This window comes from Bradyrhizobium sp. SZCCHNR1002 (assembly GCF_032381435.1).
Taxonomy (GTDB): Bacteria; Pseudomonadota; Alphaproteobacteria; order Rhizobiales; family Xanthobacteraceae; genus Bradyrhizobium; species Bradyrhizobium aeschynomenes.
Genome location: NZ_JAUHIS010000001.1, coordinates 293559 through 309967 on the forward strand (window position 1 = coordinate 293559; position 16409 = coordinate 309967).

General features: G+C 66.6%; 14 protein-coding genes. 7 read left to right on the top strand and 7 right to left on the bottom strand.

The window, feature by feature from the left end:
• Nucleotides 1–234: 234 nt before the first annotated feature.
• The 6 genes from QX108_RS01290 to QX108_RS01315 all read right to left on the bottom strand — a co-directional run bounded on the left by QX108_RS01290 (nt 235) and on the right by QX108_RS01315 (nt 9103).
• Nucleotides 235–1539, bottom strand: coding sequence for a TRAP transporter large permease subunit (locus QX108_RS01290; protein WP_315784718.1), 1305 nt, complete (start codon nt 1537–1539; stop codon nt 235–237).
• A gap of 439 nt (nt 1540–1978) precedes the next feature.
• On the bottom strand, nt 1979–2584 hold the full coding sequence (locus QX108_RS01295) for a TRAP transporter small permease (RefSeq protein ID WP_315719715.1): 606 nt from the start codon (nt 2582–2584) through the stop codon (nt 1979–1981).
• Nucleotides 2577–3578 (bottom strand): TRAP transporter substrate-binding protein, encoded by a 1002-nt coding sequence (locus QX108_RS01300; RefSeq protein ID WP_315784715.1) that lies wholly within the window; start codon nt 3576–3578, stop codon nt 2577–2579. Before QX108_RS01300 ends, QX108_RS01295 begins: the two co-directional genes overlap by 8 nt.
• A 380-nt stretch (nt 3579–3958) precedes the next feature.
• A complete protein-coding gene (locus tag QX108_RS01305; RefSeq protein WP_315784712.1) occupies nt 3959–5614 on the bottom strand; it encodes a hydantoinase B/oxoprolinase family protein in 1656 nt (551 codons plus the stop codon).
• A gap of 1 nt (nt 5615) precedes the next feature.
• Complete coding sequence (locus QX108_RS01310) at nt 5616–7700, bottom strand: hydantoinase/oxoprolinase family protein (protein WP_315784709.1); 2085 nt, start codon at nt 7698–7700, stop codon at nt 5616–5618.
• Between the two features lie 926 nt (nt 7701–8626).
• The gene (locus QX108_RS01315; RefSeq protein WP_315784706.1) at nt 8627–9103 is read right to left on the bottom strand and encodes a DUF6789 family protein; all 477 of its coding nucleotides are present in this window, start codon (nt 9101–9103) and stop codon (nt 8627–8629) included.
• A 109-nt stretch (nt 9104–9212) separates the two neighbouring features.
• On the opposite strand from QX108_RS01315, the gene QX108_RS01320 reads away from it, so the two are divergent.
• The 5 genes from QX108_RS01320 to QX108_RS01340 all read left to right on the top strand — a co-directional run bounded on the left by QX108_RS01320 (nt 9213) and on the right by QX108_RS01340 (nt 13001).
• A complete protein-coding gene (locus QX108_RS01320; RefSeq protein WP_315719720.1) occupies nt 9213–9722 on the top strand; it encodes a Spy/CpxP family protein refolding chaperone in 510 nt (169 codons plus the stop codon).
• 105 nt (nt 9723–9827) lie between these two features.
• On the top strand, nt 9828–11789 hold the full coding sequence (locus QX108_RS01325) for a DEAD/DEAH box helicase (RefSeq protein ID WP_315784702.1): 1962 nt from the start codon (nt 9828–9830) through the stop codon (nt 11787–11789).
• 55 nt (nt 11790–11844) lie between these two features.
• Nucleotides 11845–12246 carry a DUF2177 family protein gene (locus QX108_RS01330; protein WP_315784699.1) on the top strand — a complete coding sequence of 134 codons (402 nt, stop codon included), beginning with the start codon at nt 11845–11847 and terminating at the stop codon, nt 12244–12246.
• A gap of 83 nt (nt 12247–12329) precedes the next feature.
• Nucleotides 12330–12614 (top strand): type II toxin-antitoxin system ParD family antitoxin, encoded by a 285-nt coding sequence (locus QX108_RS01335; RefSeq protein ID WP_315784696.1) that lies wholly within the window; start codon nt 12330–12332, stop codon nt 12612–12614.
• Nucleotides 12615–13001, top strand: a complete 387-nt coding sequence (locus tag QX108_RS01340) for a type II toxin-antitoxin system RelE/ParE family toxin (RefSeq protein ID WP_315784693.1) — start codon at nt 12615–12617, stop codon at nt 12999–13001. It begins immediately after the preceding gene.
• 10 nt (nt 13002–13011) lie between these two features.
• On the opposite strand, the gene QX108_RS01345 is transcribed toward QX108_RS01340, so the two are convergent.
• Nucleotides 13012–13671, bottom strand: a complete 660-nt coding sequence (locus tag QX108_RS01345; protein WP_315784690.1) for a peroxiredoxin — start codon at nt 13669–13671, stop codon at nt 13012–13014.
• 365 nt (nt 13672–14036) lie between these two features.
• On the opposite strand from QX108_RS01345, the gene QX108_RS01350 reads away from it, so the two are divergent.
• Both QX108_RS01350 and QX108_RS01355 read left to right on the top strand, forming a co-directional pair.
• Nucleotides 14037–14600, top strand: a complete 564-nt coding sequence (locus QX108_RS01350) for a hypothetical protein (RefSeq protein ID WP_315784687.1) — start codon at nt 14037–14039, stop codon at nt 14598–14600.
• Between the two features lie 162 nt (nt 14601–14762).
• Nucleotides 14763–15887 carry a S1C family serine protease gene (locus QX108_RS01355; protein WP_315784685.1) on the top strand — a complete coding sequence of 375 codons (1125 nt, stop codon included), beginning with the start codon at nt 14763–14765 and terminating at the stop codon, nt 15885–15887.
• The last annotated feature ends 522 nt before the right edge of the window (nt 15888–16409 follow it).

The following is a 16409-nucleotide window of genomic DNA, read 5'->3' on the forward strand; positions in this document are numbered from 1 at the left end:
CCATCCGGACCCTCGCTCTCTCGTCATTCCGGGGCGCGCGAAGCGCGAGCCCGGATTCCATAACCACGACCGGTCGTTGGTTCGAAGAGCGGCGCCACTCGCATCTCGCCACGCCACGACCGTTCGTGGTTATGGATTCCGGGCTCATTCGCGCTGCTTCAAGACGGCTTCGCCGTCTTGCGCGCGAATGCCCCGGAATGACGGTGGGGAGAGAGCTCATTCCGATCCCATGGTTTACCCGTAGAGTAGCCTGGGCAGAATGGTCACGATGCCCGGGAACAGGGTGAGCAGCAGCACGAAGGCGACCATGATGGTCAGATAGGGGGCGGTCACGCGGGCGATATAGCCGAGGCCGTCCTCCGTCAGGCCCTGGATCACGAACAGGTTGAAGCCGACCGGCGGCGTGATCTGGGCCATCTCGACGGCGAGCACCAGGAAAACGCCGAACCAGACCTCGTCGAAGCCGGCGCCCTTCACGATCGGCAGCACGATCGGCAGGGTCATCACGATCATCGAGAAGCCGTCGAGGAAGCAGCCCAGGATCAGGTAGAACACGATCAGCACGACGATGAGCATGAACGGCGACAGGCCGAGGCCCTTGACGAAGGCGGCCACCGCCTGGGGGATGCCGAGGAAGGCTGCGGCGTTGCCAAGGATCGAGGCGCCGAGCACGATCAGCGCGATCATCGAGCAGGTGATGACCGAGCCGATCATGACGTCGCGGATGACCTGCTGCGATAGCGCACCCTGGAAATACGCCACCAGCGCTGCGCCGAGCACGCCGACCGCGGCGGCCTCCGACGGCGTGGCGAGGCCGCCATACATCGAGCCGAGCACGCAGGCGATCAAGAACAGGGCGGGGGCGAGGTCCTTGAGCGCGGCGAAGCGCTCCGCCCACGGCACCTGCGACAGTTGCGCCTCGGCCTTCGGCACCATCGCAGGCTTCAGCGTGGTGTGTAGCATCACCCAGCCCATGAAGGTGCCGGCGAGCAGCAGGCCGGGCAGCACGCCAGCGGTGAACAGTTTCAGGATCGAGACGTCGCCGAGCACGCCATAGATGATCATGATGTTCGACGGCGGGATCAGGAAGCCGAGCGTGCCGGCGCCGGCGAGTGAGCCGATCGCGATGTCGCGCGAATAGCCGCGGCGCAAGAGCTCGTTGAGCGACATCCGGCCGATCACCTGCGTGGTGGCGGCTGACGAGCCGGAGATCGCGGCGAAGATGGTGCAGCCGATGACGTTGACGTGGAGCAGGCGGCCCGGAAGCAGCCCGGCCCAGGGCGCGAGGCCTTGGAACAGCGAGCGCGACAGGCGGGTGCGGAACAACAGTTCGCCCATCAGGATGAACAGCGGCAGCGCCAGCAGCTCCTGGGTGGTCAGGATGTTCCAGGCGTATTGCGGGAGCAGCTTGTCGAGCGGGATCGAGCGGAACATCGCGAGCAGCAGGGTCGCGGTGAAGGCGAGCGTGAGCCCGATCCACAGGCCGCCGGCCAGCAGCGCGAACAGGATGACGAACAGGGCGATGACTTCGATGGTCATGGGGTGGGGGAGTCCGCGGTGAGGAGGGCGGGCGGGAGGGCGGAAGAGGGGCCGGGGTGGGGAGCCCATATGTGCGAAGCGGGCACGACGTTTGACGATCGAGGTTTTGAGCTCGCCTGCTTCCAAGGCGTCATGGCCGGGCCTGTCCCGGCCATCCACGTCGTCCGGCATCCTGAGAACGACGTGGATGCCCGGGACAGGCCCGGGCATGACGGAGTAACTAATCGGCAGGATTGTTCGAGTGCGTACAGGTCCATCCGCGCACACTTCCCGTGCGGTTGCCCCTCACCCCAACCCTCTCCCCGTAAGGACGGGGAGAGGGGGCGCACCGTTTGCGGGGCGAGGGCTCGGTTACAACTATCAGGTCTCAGGCACGAACTACGTACCTCGGCGCCCGCTGCCCGCCGTGAACTGATCGTCGCGATATAAGCCCGTCTCCTCATTCGACCGGCGACGCCTTCATGCGGTGGTCCTCCAGCGGCAAGCCCAACGCAGCCTGAATCGCCCGCGCCAGAAATTGCAGCGTGAGAAGCAGCATGCCGAAGGTGACGACGGCCTGCGGAAACCACAGCGGGGTGTCGCTGGAGGTCGAGACCTGGCCGCGGATGAAGGAGCCGAAGGCGAACTTCGTCATCGCCGAGGTCAGGAAGGCCATGAAGGCGAAGCCGGCGGCGGCCGCCAGCACCTCGAGCGCGCGCTGCAGCGGGGCGGGCACGTTCTTCAGCAGCAGCACCACGCGGATGTGGCCGCCGACCCGCAAGGTCATCGCGGCGCCGAAAGTGAACGAGGCCGCCATCAGGTAGGACGAGTACTCCCAGGCAATCGAGATCGTCGGCGGGAAGAACGGCAGCACGTTCGACAGCGCCCGCGTCGTCACCTCCGCCAGCATCAGCGCCGTCAGCAGCAGCAGGCAGCCGCCGCCGATCCAGCCATCGAGCCGGCCGAGCCGGTCGATGACGTCGAGCAGGATGCGCAGCGGCGCGGGCGCCGCTGCATTGAGGCTCGCCCGATCGCCCGGCGACGGCTCCACGGCGGCCTCAGCCACGCTTCATCTCGGCGAGATAGGCCTTCACCGGCGCTTCGGCGGCCGGCACGCGCTTGAGGAAGGCCTCCATCTGCGGCGCGGTCTTGGCGCGGATCTCCGTCATCATCGCGTCCGAGACCGGCACCACCTCCATGCCGCCCTCCTTCAGCCGGTTGAGGCTGTCGACGTCGGCCTTGACCGAGTTGGCCCAGAACGTCGGCTCCATCTTGGCGGCGATGTCGCTGACGGTCTTCTGCTGCTCCGGCGTCAGCGCCTTCCACGAGTCGAGGTTCACATTGAGCATCTGCGACGACCACACATGGTTGGTCGGGTAGACGTATTTGAGGAACTCCCAGAACTTGCCGTCGACGCCCGACACCGACGAGGTGGAGACGCCGGCGACCGCGCCGGAGGCCAGCGCCGGAATGGTCTCGCCCCAGGGGATCATGACCGCGGCCATGCCGATGGCGTTGAGCATGTCGACCGCGTTCTTGTCGGGCACGCGGATCTTGATGTTCTTCAAGCCCGCGACGTCAGTCGTCTTGACCTTGAGATGCAGGTACTGCGTCGGCCACGGTACGATGTAGAGGATCTTCTGGTTGTTGCGCGCGGCGATCTTCTCGTATTCCGGCCGGACATATTTGTGCAGCACCTTGAGCTCGTCCATCGAGCCGGCGAGGAAGGGGATGCTCTCGACGCCCATGAAAGGCTCGTCGCCGACCTGCTGGATGTTGAGCACGTCCGCGAGCGGCACGAGGCCGTCGCGCACCGCGCGCAGATGCTCGGGGCCCTTGAAGCCGAGCTGGCCGCCGGCCTTCACCGTGATGTTGACGGCGCCATTGGTCTGCTTCTTCACCTCCTCGGCGAAGGCCATCGCATTCTGGGTGTGAAAGTTGCCGTCCGGCCAGACGGTAGACATGTCCCAGTTGGTCGTGGCCGCGCGGGCGCGCGTCGAGACCTGGGTCGCAGCGAGCAGGGAGGCTGCTCCGGTGGTGAATGTGCGTCGCGTGATCATGAGGGTCTCCGCTTCGTTGCTGAGCTATCGAGTTTAAAGGATGCAGTGAGGTAGGCAGAGTTGCGGCCGCCTCTCACGTGCGGCGCCGGTCTCGAATGTCGACCCTGTCCATCAACATGCCTTTCGGTGTGTTCATGGTCAGGTTTGCAGTGCCGATCTCGGCTCTTGACCCTCATGGTGAGCAGCGTCGCCCTTGCGACGCGTCTCGAACCATGAGGCCCAAGTCCGGGCCTCGCCCTTCGAGACGCTCGCCTTCGGCGAGCTCCTCAGGGTGAGGAGTAACAGTTGCGCGCCTTCCTCCCACGAGGACTGGGAGAGATGATCTCACGAACGGACTCCCGGGCTTGCGAAGCGTCTGGCGTTCGGCGCGTACGAGTTGCTCACAGTCCATGCCCATAGACCTTCGCCGCGTTGTCCGCCGACACCAGCCCGCTCTCGACGTCGCTCTGCACCAGCTCCGCTGCACGTGCGCGGGGATCGCCGATGCCCGCGCCACCCGGTGTCAGCACCACCAAGCGATCGTCCGGCGGGACGGTCTGGAAGCCCTTGCCGCGCAGCTTCTTCCCCGACGCGAGCCCGACATAGCCGGCCTCGCCATTGTGGCCGCCGTCGCGGCCGCGGGGCGGGTGGTCGATGCGGTCGAAGGCGGCGAGGATGTCGAACGGCGCATCGACGCCGCTGCCGACCTCGATGATCTGGCCGAGGCCGCCGCGGGTGCGGCCGGCGCCGCCGGAGTCCGGGCGCAGCTCCTTGCGCCAGAAGATCAGCGGCGTCTGCGTCTCCGCGATCTCGACTGGCGTGCCGCGCACGCCGCTGGGATAGGCCGTCGCCGACAGCCCGTCCTTGTCGAACCGCGCGCCGGTGCCGCCGTTCGAGGTGACCGCCATCGAGAACCCGTAATTGCCGCCGGCGCCGGAGCGGGTCTGGCCGCGGACGTTGAGATTCCACAGGCAGGAGGTGCCTTCGGCGGGCACGCGCTCCGGAATGATCTGGCGCAGGCAGCCGAACACGACGTCGGGCAGCATCTGGCCGATGACGTGGCGCGAGGCGACCGGCGCGGGCTTTGGCGCGTTGAGGATCGCGCCCGAAGGCGCTGACACGGTCAACGGCGACAGCGATCCGGCATTGTTGGGGATCGCTGACGCTACCACGCAGCCGAGACCGAACACGGTGTAGGCTGTGGTGTAGGAGAGCGGCACGTTGATGCCGAACTTCGACGCTGTCGACGTGCCGTCGAAATCGACGTGAATGCCGTCATCGCTGATCGTCAGCGCCGCCTTGATGGTCACCGGCGCATCGTAGCCGTCGACCACCATCTCGTTGCGCCAGGTACCCTTCGGCAGCTTGGCGATCTCGGCCAGCACCGCCTCGCGCGAGCGGTCGCAGACGTAGTCGCCGAGCTCATCGAGCGAGTGGATGCCGAACTCGCGCATCATCTCCACCAGGCGCTGGCAGCCGACATCGTTGCAGGCGGCGAGCGAGTAGGTGTCGCCCTCGGTGTCGACTGGCAGCCGCGTGTTGGCGCGGATCATCGCCATCAGGGTCTCGTTGACGACGCCCTGGTCGATCAGCTTCAGCATCGGGATGTACAGCCCCTCCATGAACACGTCGGTGCCATCGGGGCCGAAGCCGATGCCGCCGATGTCCATCAGATGGCTGGTGCAGGAGAACAAAGCGACCGGCTGGCCGTCCTTGAAGCAGGGGGTTGTCACGACGAAGTCGTTGAGATGGCCGGTGCCCATCCAGGGATCGTTGGTGATGTAGGCATCGCCGGGCTTCATCGTTTCGATCGGGAAGTGCGCGATGAAGTGCTTCACCGACTCGGCCATCGAGTTGACGTGGCCCGGCGTGCCGGTGACGGCCTGCGCCAGCATGCGGCCCTTGAGGTCGAACACGCCGGCGGAGAGGTCGCCGCATTCGCGGACGATCGGGCTGAAGGCGGTGCGCAGCAGCACCTGGGCCTGCTCCTCGACCACGGCGATCAGCCGGTGCCACATGATCTGCAGGTCGATCAGGCTGGTTTGTGATGCGCTCATCTCAGGCCGCCTTCCGTTCCATGACGATGCTGCCGGCACCGTCGATATGCGCGTCGAAGCTGTTGGAGATGAAGGTCGAGGTCTCGTCCTCGGCGATCACGGCTGGTCCCGCGATGACCGCGCCGGGCGCCATCTGCTCGCGGCGGTACAGTGGGATGTCGACGAAGCGGCCGGCGCGGCCGTCGAAGAATTTGCGGTGGCCCGAAGCCGCGCCGGCGGGCTTGCGCGTGATCTCGGCGACGGTGGCCGGCTGGCGGGCGTCTGTCGTGGCCAGCACCGACCAGCTCAGCACCTCGATCGCGGCACCTGGGATCGCGCGCTCGAACAGCGCGGCATAGCCGGCCTCGAAGGTCTTGCGCAGGGCAGGGAGGTCCTCCGCGGTGAGTGCGCGGTTTGGCAGCTCGACGCTGATCTCGTGACCCTGGCCGACATAGCGCATGAACGCCGCACGGCGCTCGCGGACCGGTGCGCCGGCCGCGCCGGGCTCGACGAGGGCACGGGCCTCATCGGCCATCTCCTGCAGCAGGCCGGAGACGAGCGCGGTGTCGAAGTCATCCAGCCGCGCGTGGCGGCTGCGTACCAGCTCATAGGCGATCGGCGCGGCAAGGAAGCCGACGGCCGAGCCGACGCCGGCATTCGATGGCACGATCACCCTGGCGACGCCGATCTTCTCGGCGACGCGGGCGGCGTGCAGCGGCGCGGCGCCGCCGAACGCGATCAGCGTGTGCTGGCCGATGATCGCGCCACGTTCGACGGCGTGGACGCGCGCGGCGCTCGCCATGTTCTCGCAGACGACCTCGTGCACGGCATAGGCCGCGGTCTCGGCATCCAGGCCGAGCGGCGCGCCGACGTCGCGGAGCAGGGCCTGTTTCGACAATTCCGGATCGAGCTTGATGGTGCCGCCCGCAAACGCGTCGGGATCGATCATGCCGAGCGCGACGTCGGAATCGGTGACCGCCGGACGCTGACCGCCGCGGCCGTAGCACGCCGGGCCCGGCTCGGACGAGGCGCTTTCGGGACCGACGGTGACGCGCTTCATCGCATCGATGCGCGCGATCGATCCGCCACCGGCGCCGATCTCGACCATCTCGATGACGGGAATGCGCACCGGCAGGCCGGAGCCTTTCAGGAAGCGCGCGGCGCGGTCGACCTCGAACACCCGCGAGCTCTCCGGCTCGAAGTCTTCGATGAGACAGATCTTGGCGGTGGTGCCGCCCATGTCGAATGACAGCACCTTGCGCTCGCCGAGCCGGGCCGCGATCTGGCCGGCGAAGATCGCGCCGCCGGCGGGGCCGGATTCCACGAGGCGCACCGGGAAACGCCGCGCCGTGTCGATCGAGGTGACGCCGCCGCCTGATGTCACGAGATAGATCGCGCCGCGGAACTGCTCGATACGCAGCGCCTGATCCATCCGCGCGAGATAGGAGTCCATCAGAGGCTGCACATAGGCGTTGGCGACGGCCGTCGAGGTGCGCTCATATTCCCGGATTTCGGGACAGACCGCCGAGGACAGCGTGATCGAGACGCCCGGCAACTCTTCGGCAAGGATCTCGCCGGCGCGGCGCTCATGCGCAGGATTGGCGTAGGCGTGCAGGAAGGCGATGGCGATGCTGCTGACCTCCAGCGCGCGCAATTGTGGAACGAGCGCGCGCACCGCCGCTTCATCGAGCGGCAGCCTGACGTCGCCATGAGCATCGACGCGCTCAGGGACGGTGAAGCGCAAGCTGCGCGGTACCAGCGGCTTCGGTTTGTCGATCGAGAGATCGTACTGGTCGTAGCGGCTCTCAGTTCCAATATCCAGAACATCGCGGAAGCCTGACGTCGCGATCAGCGCCGTCTTCGCGCCGCGTCGCTCGATGATGGCGTTGGTCGCGAGCGTGGTGCCGTGAATGAAGACGTCGATGTCGGAGATGCGGGCCTTCGCATCGGCGAGAATCAGGCGCGTCCCGTCCAGCACGGCCTGCTCCGGCTGTGTCGGCGTCGTCAGCACCTTTCGTGTGCGACGGTGATCGCCGATGTCGAGAACGATATCGGTGAACGTGCCTCCGATATCCACGGCCAGCCGGACTTCGGCTCCTTCAAGCATTCGGTCATCTCCGCAAGCGACGAATTGAGGTGCGATTTGAGCAAGTCCCATGCCATTGCGCCAGCGGAGATGCGTGTTGCTGCTCTGCGTTTTGTGCGATGCGGATTGGAGGTCGCGATGTCGCGCGGGCTCAACCTTGCTGATCGACGATGTCATTGTTCGGTAGCAACATCGCATCGACATCGAGTCCAGGCACCGGTGCCGATCATACTCTCCGCCGTCGTCCCGGCGAACGCCGGGACCCATACTCCCAGGGAGTGGTTTGGGGCAGGCTGGTCGTTTCACACCGCCCGCCTCATGTCCGCCGCGGAGTATGGGTCCCGGATCTGCGCCACGTCGCGCTGACGCGCGACGCGGCTTGTCCGGGACGACGGCGGAGGAGGGGGCGCGTGCGGAGGATTTCATAAGCAAGCGTTCGCATTCCCGCGGCGTGGTGAGCCCGAGGTTTGCTGCGTCTCATTCACCCTCCGCAACCGAGAGGGCGCAGGGAATGCCGGGTGAAGGCCTCACCCATGGCCCGCCTGCGAAAAAAATGCAGGCGGCAGGTACCACAGGTTCAGCCGAACATCCGGCATTCCCTGCGCGGTGTCTTCACGCTTATACGCAGTCTCCCTGGTGCGCCGGCTTTTTGGCCACCATGCCGCACAATGCGCTGACGCGCATCGCGCGGGTGATACCAGCTTCGGGGTATCAGGACGCTGCGACTTCACGTCCGCAATCCTGCCGGTCGTCTGCGCATCGAGCGCATCCGGCATGACCTGCGGCACCGCATCCCGCCCCGACGTTCGTGACGACGCGTACGTCCCTCTGCATGGGGCAGGACGACGCGGATCATACACGAATTCCGAAAAGGCGAAAGAGAAATTTTCTGGTTTATCGAAGTCGCGCCGGGCCGTCGGCGGGAGAATCGCCTCGCACGCGTAGGCTCAATTTTCCCGAGGCGGTGTCTGCAGGGCCGCGTAGACGACGCCGAGCACCAGGCTGTAGGTCTCGACCATGGCCAGCGAGAACAGCGCCGGGCCTGCGCCGAGGCCGAGCGACAGGCCGAACGGCCCGAGGCCGATGGCCGGAAACAGCGCGATCCCAAGCATTGCCCAGGCGGCAAGGCCGAGCAGAAAACCCTTGGCAAGGCCGCTCCGGCCCGGCAGGCGGTGGAAGAAGTGGCCGAACAGCAGGCCGATGATGAAGGCTCCGTTGAACTGCGAGAGCAGCCACAGCGGCGCCTGCAGATGCGTTACGTCAAGCAGTGGCAGGAGCGTGTCGAGCAGCGCGGACGACGGATCGAATTGCGGCAGCAGGTGCAGCGCGGCCTTGAGCTGCATCAGCCCCATATGCGCCAGCGTCCCGCAGCCCGATGCCGCGATCGACGACCAGACCCAGCGGAAGCTGCGTTTCGTTTGCATCGCGTCACCTCGCCCCGATGACGGTTCCGTTGATCCTGCTCAATCAGCTGCGTTCGCTGCCCGGTTAGTTTGCACGAACTCATTGATGCCACGTCAAGGGAGTTCCACCATGCGAGCAGATCCACGCGCGTTGATCCTGGCCGCCGCAGTCATGGCGGCGACCGTCGCACCGTCCTTCGCCCAGCCTGGCGCAGGCGGACCGCCGGGCTGGGGCCCGGGCATGATGATGGGGCCCGGCATGATGGGCGGGCGGGGATTCGGCTTTCTCTGCAATCCGCGCATGGCCGGGTTTGCCGAATGGCGCCTGTCGCAGATCGAGAGCGCGATCAAGCCGAACGAGACGCAGCGGGCCAGGCTCGACGATCTCAAGACGGCCTCGGCCAAGGCGGCCGAGCTGATCACCAAGGACTGTCCGACGGCGTTTCCCACCAGGGCCACCGAACGTCTCGCGCTCGCGGAGCAGCGCCTGGACGCCATGCAGCAGGCGATCAAGCTGGTCCGGCCGGCGTTCCAGGCGCTGTACGATTCGCTCGACGACAAGCAGAAGGCGGCCATGGACGCCAGCGGGCCGCGCAACTGGGGCTGGCATCACTGGCACTGGCCCTGGAGCGAGGAGTAATCGGCTCCGCACGCTGAGCGGGGGGGCAATTGGGCGTTCACGGCCCTCGTGTTCCGGCCCGGCATGGCGTAAAGCAGCCGGACTCGAAACGAGGTTTTCCCCCAGTTGTCCTTTCCCGTGACTTCTCCGCCGCTGGCCCGCGCGCTGGCCGAACGCAATTTTGAAACGCCCACTCCCGTTCAGCTGGCCGTGCTGGCGGACGAGGCGGTCGACCGCGACCTCTTGGTGTCGGCGCAGACCGGCTCGGGGAAGACCGTGGCCTATGGGCTGGCGATGGCGGCCGACCTGCTGGGCGAGGCCGAGCGCTTCGGCCCGGCCGCGGCGCCGCTGGCGCTGATCGTGGCGCCGACGCGTGAATTGGCGCTGCAGGTGCAGCGCGAGCTTGTCTGGCTGTATCAACATGCCGGCGCGCGGGTGATCTCCTGTGTCGGCGGCATGGATCCGCGCCGCGAGCAGCGCGAGCTGGAGGCGGGGGCGCATATCGTCGTCGGCACGCCCGGGCGGCTGTGCGATCATCTCCGCCGCAGCCGTCTCGACATCTCGGAATTGAAGGCCCTGGTGCTCGACGAGGCCGACGAGATGCTCAATCTCGGCTTTCGCGAGGATCTGGAATTCATCCTCGAGACCACGCCCGAGACCCGTCGGACGCTGCTGTTCTCGGCGACGTTCCCGCGCGGCATCGTGGCGCTGGCCAAGGAGTATCAGAACGACGCGTTCCGGATCGAGGTCGAGGGCGACGAGGGCGGCCACGCCGACATCGAGTATCGCGCCATCCGTATCGCGCCTGGGGATGCCGAGCACGCGGTGGTCAATCTGCTGCGCTTCTACGAATCGCCGAGTGCGATCGTGTTCTGCAACACCCGCGAGGCCGTCCGGCATCTGCAGGCGGCGCTGCTGGAGCGCGGCTTCTCGGTGGTCGCGCTGTCGGGCGAGTTGACGCAGAACGAGCGGACCACGGCGCTGCAATCGCTGCGCGACGGCCGCTCGCGGGTCTGCGTCGCGACCGACGTCGCGGCGCGTGGCATCGATCTCGCCAATCTCGATCTCGTCATCCATGCCGAGCTGCCGAACGATCCCGAGGTGATGCAGCATCGCTCGGGGCGCACCGGGCGGGCCGGGCGCAAGGGCGTCAGCGTGCTCCTGGTGCCGCCGGCGCGGCGGCGCCGCGCGGAGATGCTGTTGAGCCTCGCGGGCGTCGAGGCCGTCTGGGGCACGGCGCCGCAGGCGGACGAGATCCGCAAGCTCGATCAGCAGCGCATGCTGCAGGATTCGATCTTTACCGAAGAGACGACGGCGGATGATCTGGCGCTCGCGCAGATCCTGCTCGCGCAACGGCCGGCCGAGGACATCGCCGCCGCGCTGGCGCGGCTCTATCGCGCCCGGCTGCCGTCGCCGGAGGACATCCTCGATGCCGTCGAGGATCGCGGCCGGTCGCGGCCCGAGCGTGCCGCGCGCGAGCGACCGTCGCAGGGTGAGCAGCGCGCGCCGGCGCCGCGGACCAAGGGCGGTAAGCCGTCGCGCCACGGCATGGGCGAGCCGAGCGTCTGGTTCCGCGCCGCGATCGGTCGCCGCAAGAACGCGGAAGCGCGCTGGCTGCTGCCGATGATCTGCCGCCGCGGCGGCATCGACAAGCAGGACATCGGCGCGATCAAGATTTCCGACACGACGACGGAGTTCGAGATCGCCGCGCGCGTCGCCGACAGTTTTGCCGCCAACATCCGCCGTCCCGACAAGGAGGACACCATCCGCATCGAGCCGCTCGGCGCGGCGCCCGTCGGGCAGCCTGCGGCCGAGAAGGTTCGGCCGCAAAAGCCGCCGCCGCGGCGCAAGGCGGAGGAGGGCGCCTATCACCCGCTCCACCGTGACGAGCCGCGCGAACGCGCGGAGGAGAGGCCGCGCGGCAAGCCGCATCGCGAGGCTCCGTCGAAGTCGTTCCGCGAACCTGCGTTCGCGAAGAAAAAGAAACCGCGCGACAAGTCCGGCCATGGCGGTCAGGCGTTTCCTTCAAGCCATCCGCGCGCCAAGGCGCCAGGTGGCAAGAAGCCGAAGACCAAGCGTCGCGGCTGAGCTGGCCGGTCGAGGCGCTCGCGTCGACCGGTAAACCGTGAGGGAGGAGCCGTCCTTGAGCCGCTACGCCGTCCTGTATTTCGCAACCTTGGCCGTGCTGCTCGGCTTCGACATTCCGTTCCTGGCCATCGTCGCCAAGGGCTTCTTCCAGTCGCAGGTCGGCGAGATGCTCGGCGAGGTCCGCCCCGTTCCGGCCGTGCTGTTCTACCTGATCTATATCGCCGGCGTGCTGATCTTCGTGAACGGCACTGCCGACGCCACCTGGCGGTCGACCTTGCTCTACGGCGCGCTGTTCGGCCTTTTTTGTTACGCGACCTTCGAGCTGACCTCGCTCGCGATGCTCAAGCAGTGGACCTGGACGGTGGTCGCGGTGGACATCAGCTGGGGCGTGTTCGTGACGGCGGTGTCGGCCACGGTCGGGCTGCTGATCGCGGACTGGGTCACGCCGCGGGGCTGACGCGGTGCTCTGCCCGGAAGCCTCGCGACAGAAGCTGCGGCCCGTGGCATAATGCGACCGTTCACTCAGGTCATGGGCTCGCAATGCCGGTAAGAAACGTCGTTCTGACCGACGATCAGGACAAGATGATCAAAGATCTGGTGGATTCCGGCCGGTACCAGAACGCGACTGAGGTTTTGCGCGACGGCCTGCGTTTGATCGAGCAGCGCGAGGCCGAAGATGCCGCACGCCTAACCGGTCTGCGCGAGGCCGCCCAGGCCGGGTTTGCTGCGCTCGATCGCGGTGAGTTCAAGGAGTTCGCCACCCTCGACGACCTGCGGGCCTATCTCAATGGCCTTTCGGATAAACTCATCAATCGCGCAGAATGATTGCTGCAGATCGCAGCGCCCGGATGGGAGTTCCTGATGGGAGAGGCGTGGCGGGTTCGTCTCAGTGCCCTGGCAGAGCTCGACTTCGCGAATATCCTGAAATGGACGGTTGAACATTTCGGTTCGCGCCAAGCGGAGATATACCGAGACACGTTGCTGCGCGCGATCGGAGACTTGGCGAGTGGTCCTGATGTGGCGGGGTCGAGACCCCGCAACGAAATCATGCCCGGCGTTCGCACGCTTCACATTTCACGACACAGCCGCGCTGGACGACATCTGCTGATCTACCGCGTGGGCGGCCCCGGCGTCATCGAGATCGGCCGCATCCTGCACGACCGCATGGACCTGCCGCGGCATTCGCCCTTCCCGTCCGGGAAGGGCGAATGAGCTCGGCAGCTTACTTCGGCTGCGGCACCACCCGCAGATACGGCTTCGGCGCCTTCCAGCCGTCCGGGTAGATCGTCTTGGCCTCGTCGTCGGACACGGAGCCCGCGATGATGACGTCCTCGCCCTGCTTCCAGTCGGCGGGGGTGGCGACGCGGTGCTTTGCGGTGAGCTGCAGCGAGTCGATGACGCGGAGAATTTCCTGGAAGTTGCGGCCCGTGGTCATCGGATAGACCAGGATCAGCTTGATCTTCTTGTCCGGGCCGATGATGAACACGTTGCGCACGGTCAGATTGTCGGCCGCGGTGCGCTTGGCCGGATCGCCCGAGACCGCTGCCGGCAGCATGTCGTAGAGCTTGGAGACGTTGTAGTCGGTGTCGCCGATCATCGGGTAATTCGGCGCCGCGCCTTGCGTCTCGCGGATGTCCTCGGACCATTGCGCATGCTTGTCCACCGGGTCGACCGACAGGCCCATCAGCTTGACGCCGCGCTTGTCGAACTCCGGCTTCAGCCGCGCCAGCGCGCCGAGCTCGGTGGTGCAGACCGGGGTGAAATCCTTCGGATGCGAGAACAGCAGCGCCCAGCTGTCGCCGATCCAGTCGTGGAATTTGATCTTGCCCTCGGTGGTTTGAGCCTCGAATTCGGGCGCGGTGGAGCCGATTTGCAGAGCCATGGGAGTCCTCGCGTGATTGGGAAGGGAGCGGCTAAATTGTTCTCTCGACTATAGGAAATACCGCCTGGGATGGGAACCGTTCCAGAAAAAAGAGAACATCGTTCTCCTGCAGCCCTCGCGCGCAACAACTTCTTTTGAGGACCGCGCCTGCGGCGAAACATCCGTGAGACTACCGGCTGCCCAGATTTCGCCACGTCTCGGTCGCAACACGCCGCCCCTCGCTTGAGCCCGCTTTGAACCGTGATCGAGGTCACTGCGGCAAAAGGGCAACCGATACAAAAACCCACAACGCCGTTTCGAACCATTAACCACTCGTTCAGACGCGGACCGACAAGGTGGGTCAACACAGCAACTGAGAAGAGAACATGGCTAGCTCTGCACCAAAAACCATCGATGGTCTCGAACCCTCCTCGTGTGAGACCGCTGCTTCCGCGCTCGGCATCGTGCGCGACGGCGTGATCACCGGCGAGGGCCCGACCACCGCAGGCCGCGTGCATTTCTCCCGCATGCTCGACGCTGAGGACGCCGCCTGGTGCACGCGTATCCTGACATCAGCCGCGATCAACGACACCCCCGTCAGCCGCGCCGAGGCCGAGGCATTGTTCGAGATCGACGCCGCCGCAACCGAGCGCAAGGATGACGGCCGTTTCGAGGATCTGCTCGCCAAGGCGATCGCGCATCACACCGCGTCCGCCTCCGGCCTGCCGGTGCCGCCGCGTAGCGTGGCGCTGTCGGCTGAGACGCCGATCGAGAGCTGGGCGCCGATGAACGCGCGCGGCGTCCGCACCGATGCGTTGGAGTGGGTCGCCAAGCGCATGCGCGGCAAGCACCACGGCAATCGCGCGCTGCGGGCGATGGTCGCGACCCTGGTCGGCGTCTCGGTACTGCCGCTGGCGCAGCTGCCGTCGATGATCGATATCGGGATGTAAGGTCGAGCGAGCCTGCCATGAGATTTCGAGAGCGCGATGCCTCCATCGCGCTCTTTTCTTTTGGTGCTCCATCGCCTTGCGTCTTGATGCTCAGCCTCTTGATGATGCGCTCCTGCCGGTCAATAGATCGACGGTGATGAGACCGAGCACGGAGCTGCCGACATGAGCCGATGGAGCTTTCCCGCGCGCCTGCTGGCGGTGGCGGCGACGGCGCTGCTGCTCATGATGGCCTGGCAGACCTTCCCGCTGATCCAGGCCGAGCTGCTCGGCCTGCGCGCCAAGCCGCGCGACATCACGCCGCGCGGCGACCTCGCCGCCGACGAGAAGAGCACGATCGCGCTGTTCGAGAGCCGCAGCGGCTCCGTCGTGTTCATCACGACCGTTCAACAGTCCGTCAATCCGTGGACGGGCAACGCCCAGCAGGAGCGCTCTGGCACCGGCTCCGGCTTCGTCTGGGACGAGCTCGGCCATGTCGTGACGAACTATCACGTCATCGAGGGCGCCACCGAGGCGCTGGTCAGTCTCACCGATGGCCGCTCGTTCCGCGCGGCGCTGGTCGGCGCCAGTCCGGAGAACGATCTCGCGGTGCTGGTCATCGGCGTCGGCGTCGACCGGCCGAAGCCGCTGCCGGTCGGCACCAGCGCCGATCTCAAGGTCGGGCAGAAGGTGTTCGCGATCGGCAATCCGTTCGGTCTCAGCAGCACGCTGACCACCGGCATCGTCTCCGCGCTCAACCGCAATCTGCAGGTCACGCAGGAGCGGACCCTGAACGGGCTGATTCAGACCGATGCCGCCATCAACCCCGGCAATTCCGGAGGCCCGCTGCTCGACAGCGCCGGCCGCCTGATCGGCGTCAACACCGCGATCTACAGTCCCTCGGGTGCCTCCGCGGGCATCGGCTTCGCCGTGCCGGTCGACAAGGTCAACCGCATCGTGCCGCGGCTGATCGCGAGCGGCCGCTATGTCAGCCCGAGCCTCGGGATCCGGACGGATGCGAAGGCCAATGAGGCGCTGGCCGCGCGGCTCGGCGTCACCGGCGTGTTCGTGCTCGACGTCGAGCAGGACTCGGCGGCGGAGAAGGCCGGGCTGATCCCGGCCCGGCTGACCCGCGACGGCGGCTTCGCCCTGGGGGACGTGGTGCTGGCGATCGACGGTCAGGCGGTCGACTCGCCTGACGACATGACGCGCGCGCTGGAGACCAAGAACCCGGGCGATCGCGTCGTGCTGCGCGTGCTCCGCAATCGCAAGACAATCGAGGTCCGGGTGACGCTCGATGTGGCGCGGTGAGGAATTCGCGCCCATTCAGCGATGACCACGCCCGAGACCGAAGCGGTCTGCAAAGCAAGTCTCCCCGCAAGTCGCAGGGCAATCGCATATGGAGATCCGGAGCCGTCGCGGCAAGCGACCCTGGACATGAGTTACTCCGTCATGCCCGGGCTTGTCCCGGGCATCCACGTCGTTCTCAGCGTGCCGGACGGCGTGGATGGCCGGGACAAGCCCGGCCATGACGACGCGGAGAGAGCCGAGCACATAACCTCGATCATCATATGCGATAGCCCTGCCGCAAGTCGCTTCGCTCGCCCGGTCATGCGATCTCTCCACCCGTCATTCCGGGGCACGCCCGCAGGGCGTGAGCCCGGAATCCATAGCCACAGGCCGGCGTGTGGCGCGAGATGGGTGGCATCCCTCTCCGACTCATGGCCGCTCGTGGTTATGGATTCCGGGCTCATTCGCGTTGCTTCAAAATGGCTGCGCCATTTTGCGCGCGAATGCCCCGGAATGACGGAGAGAGTTGCGCTTGCGGCGGAT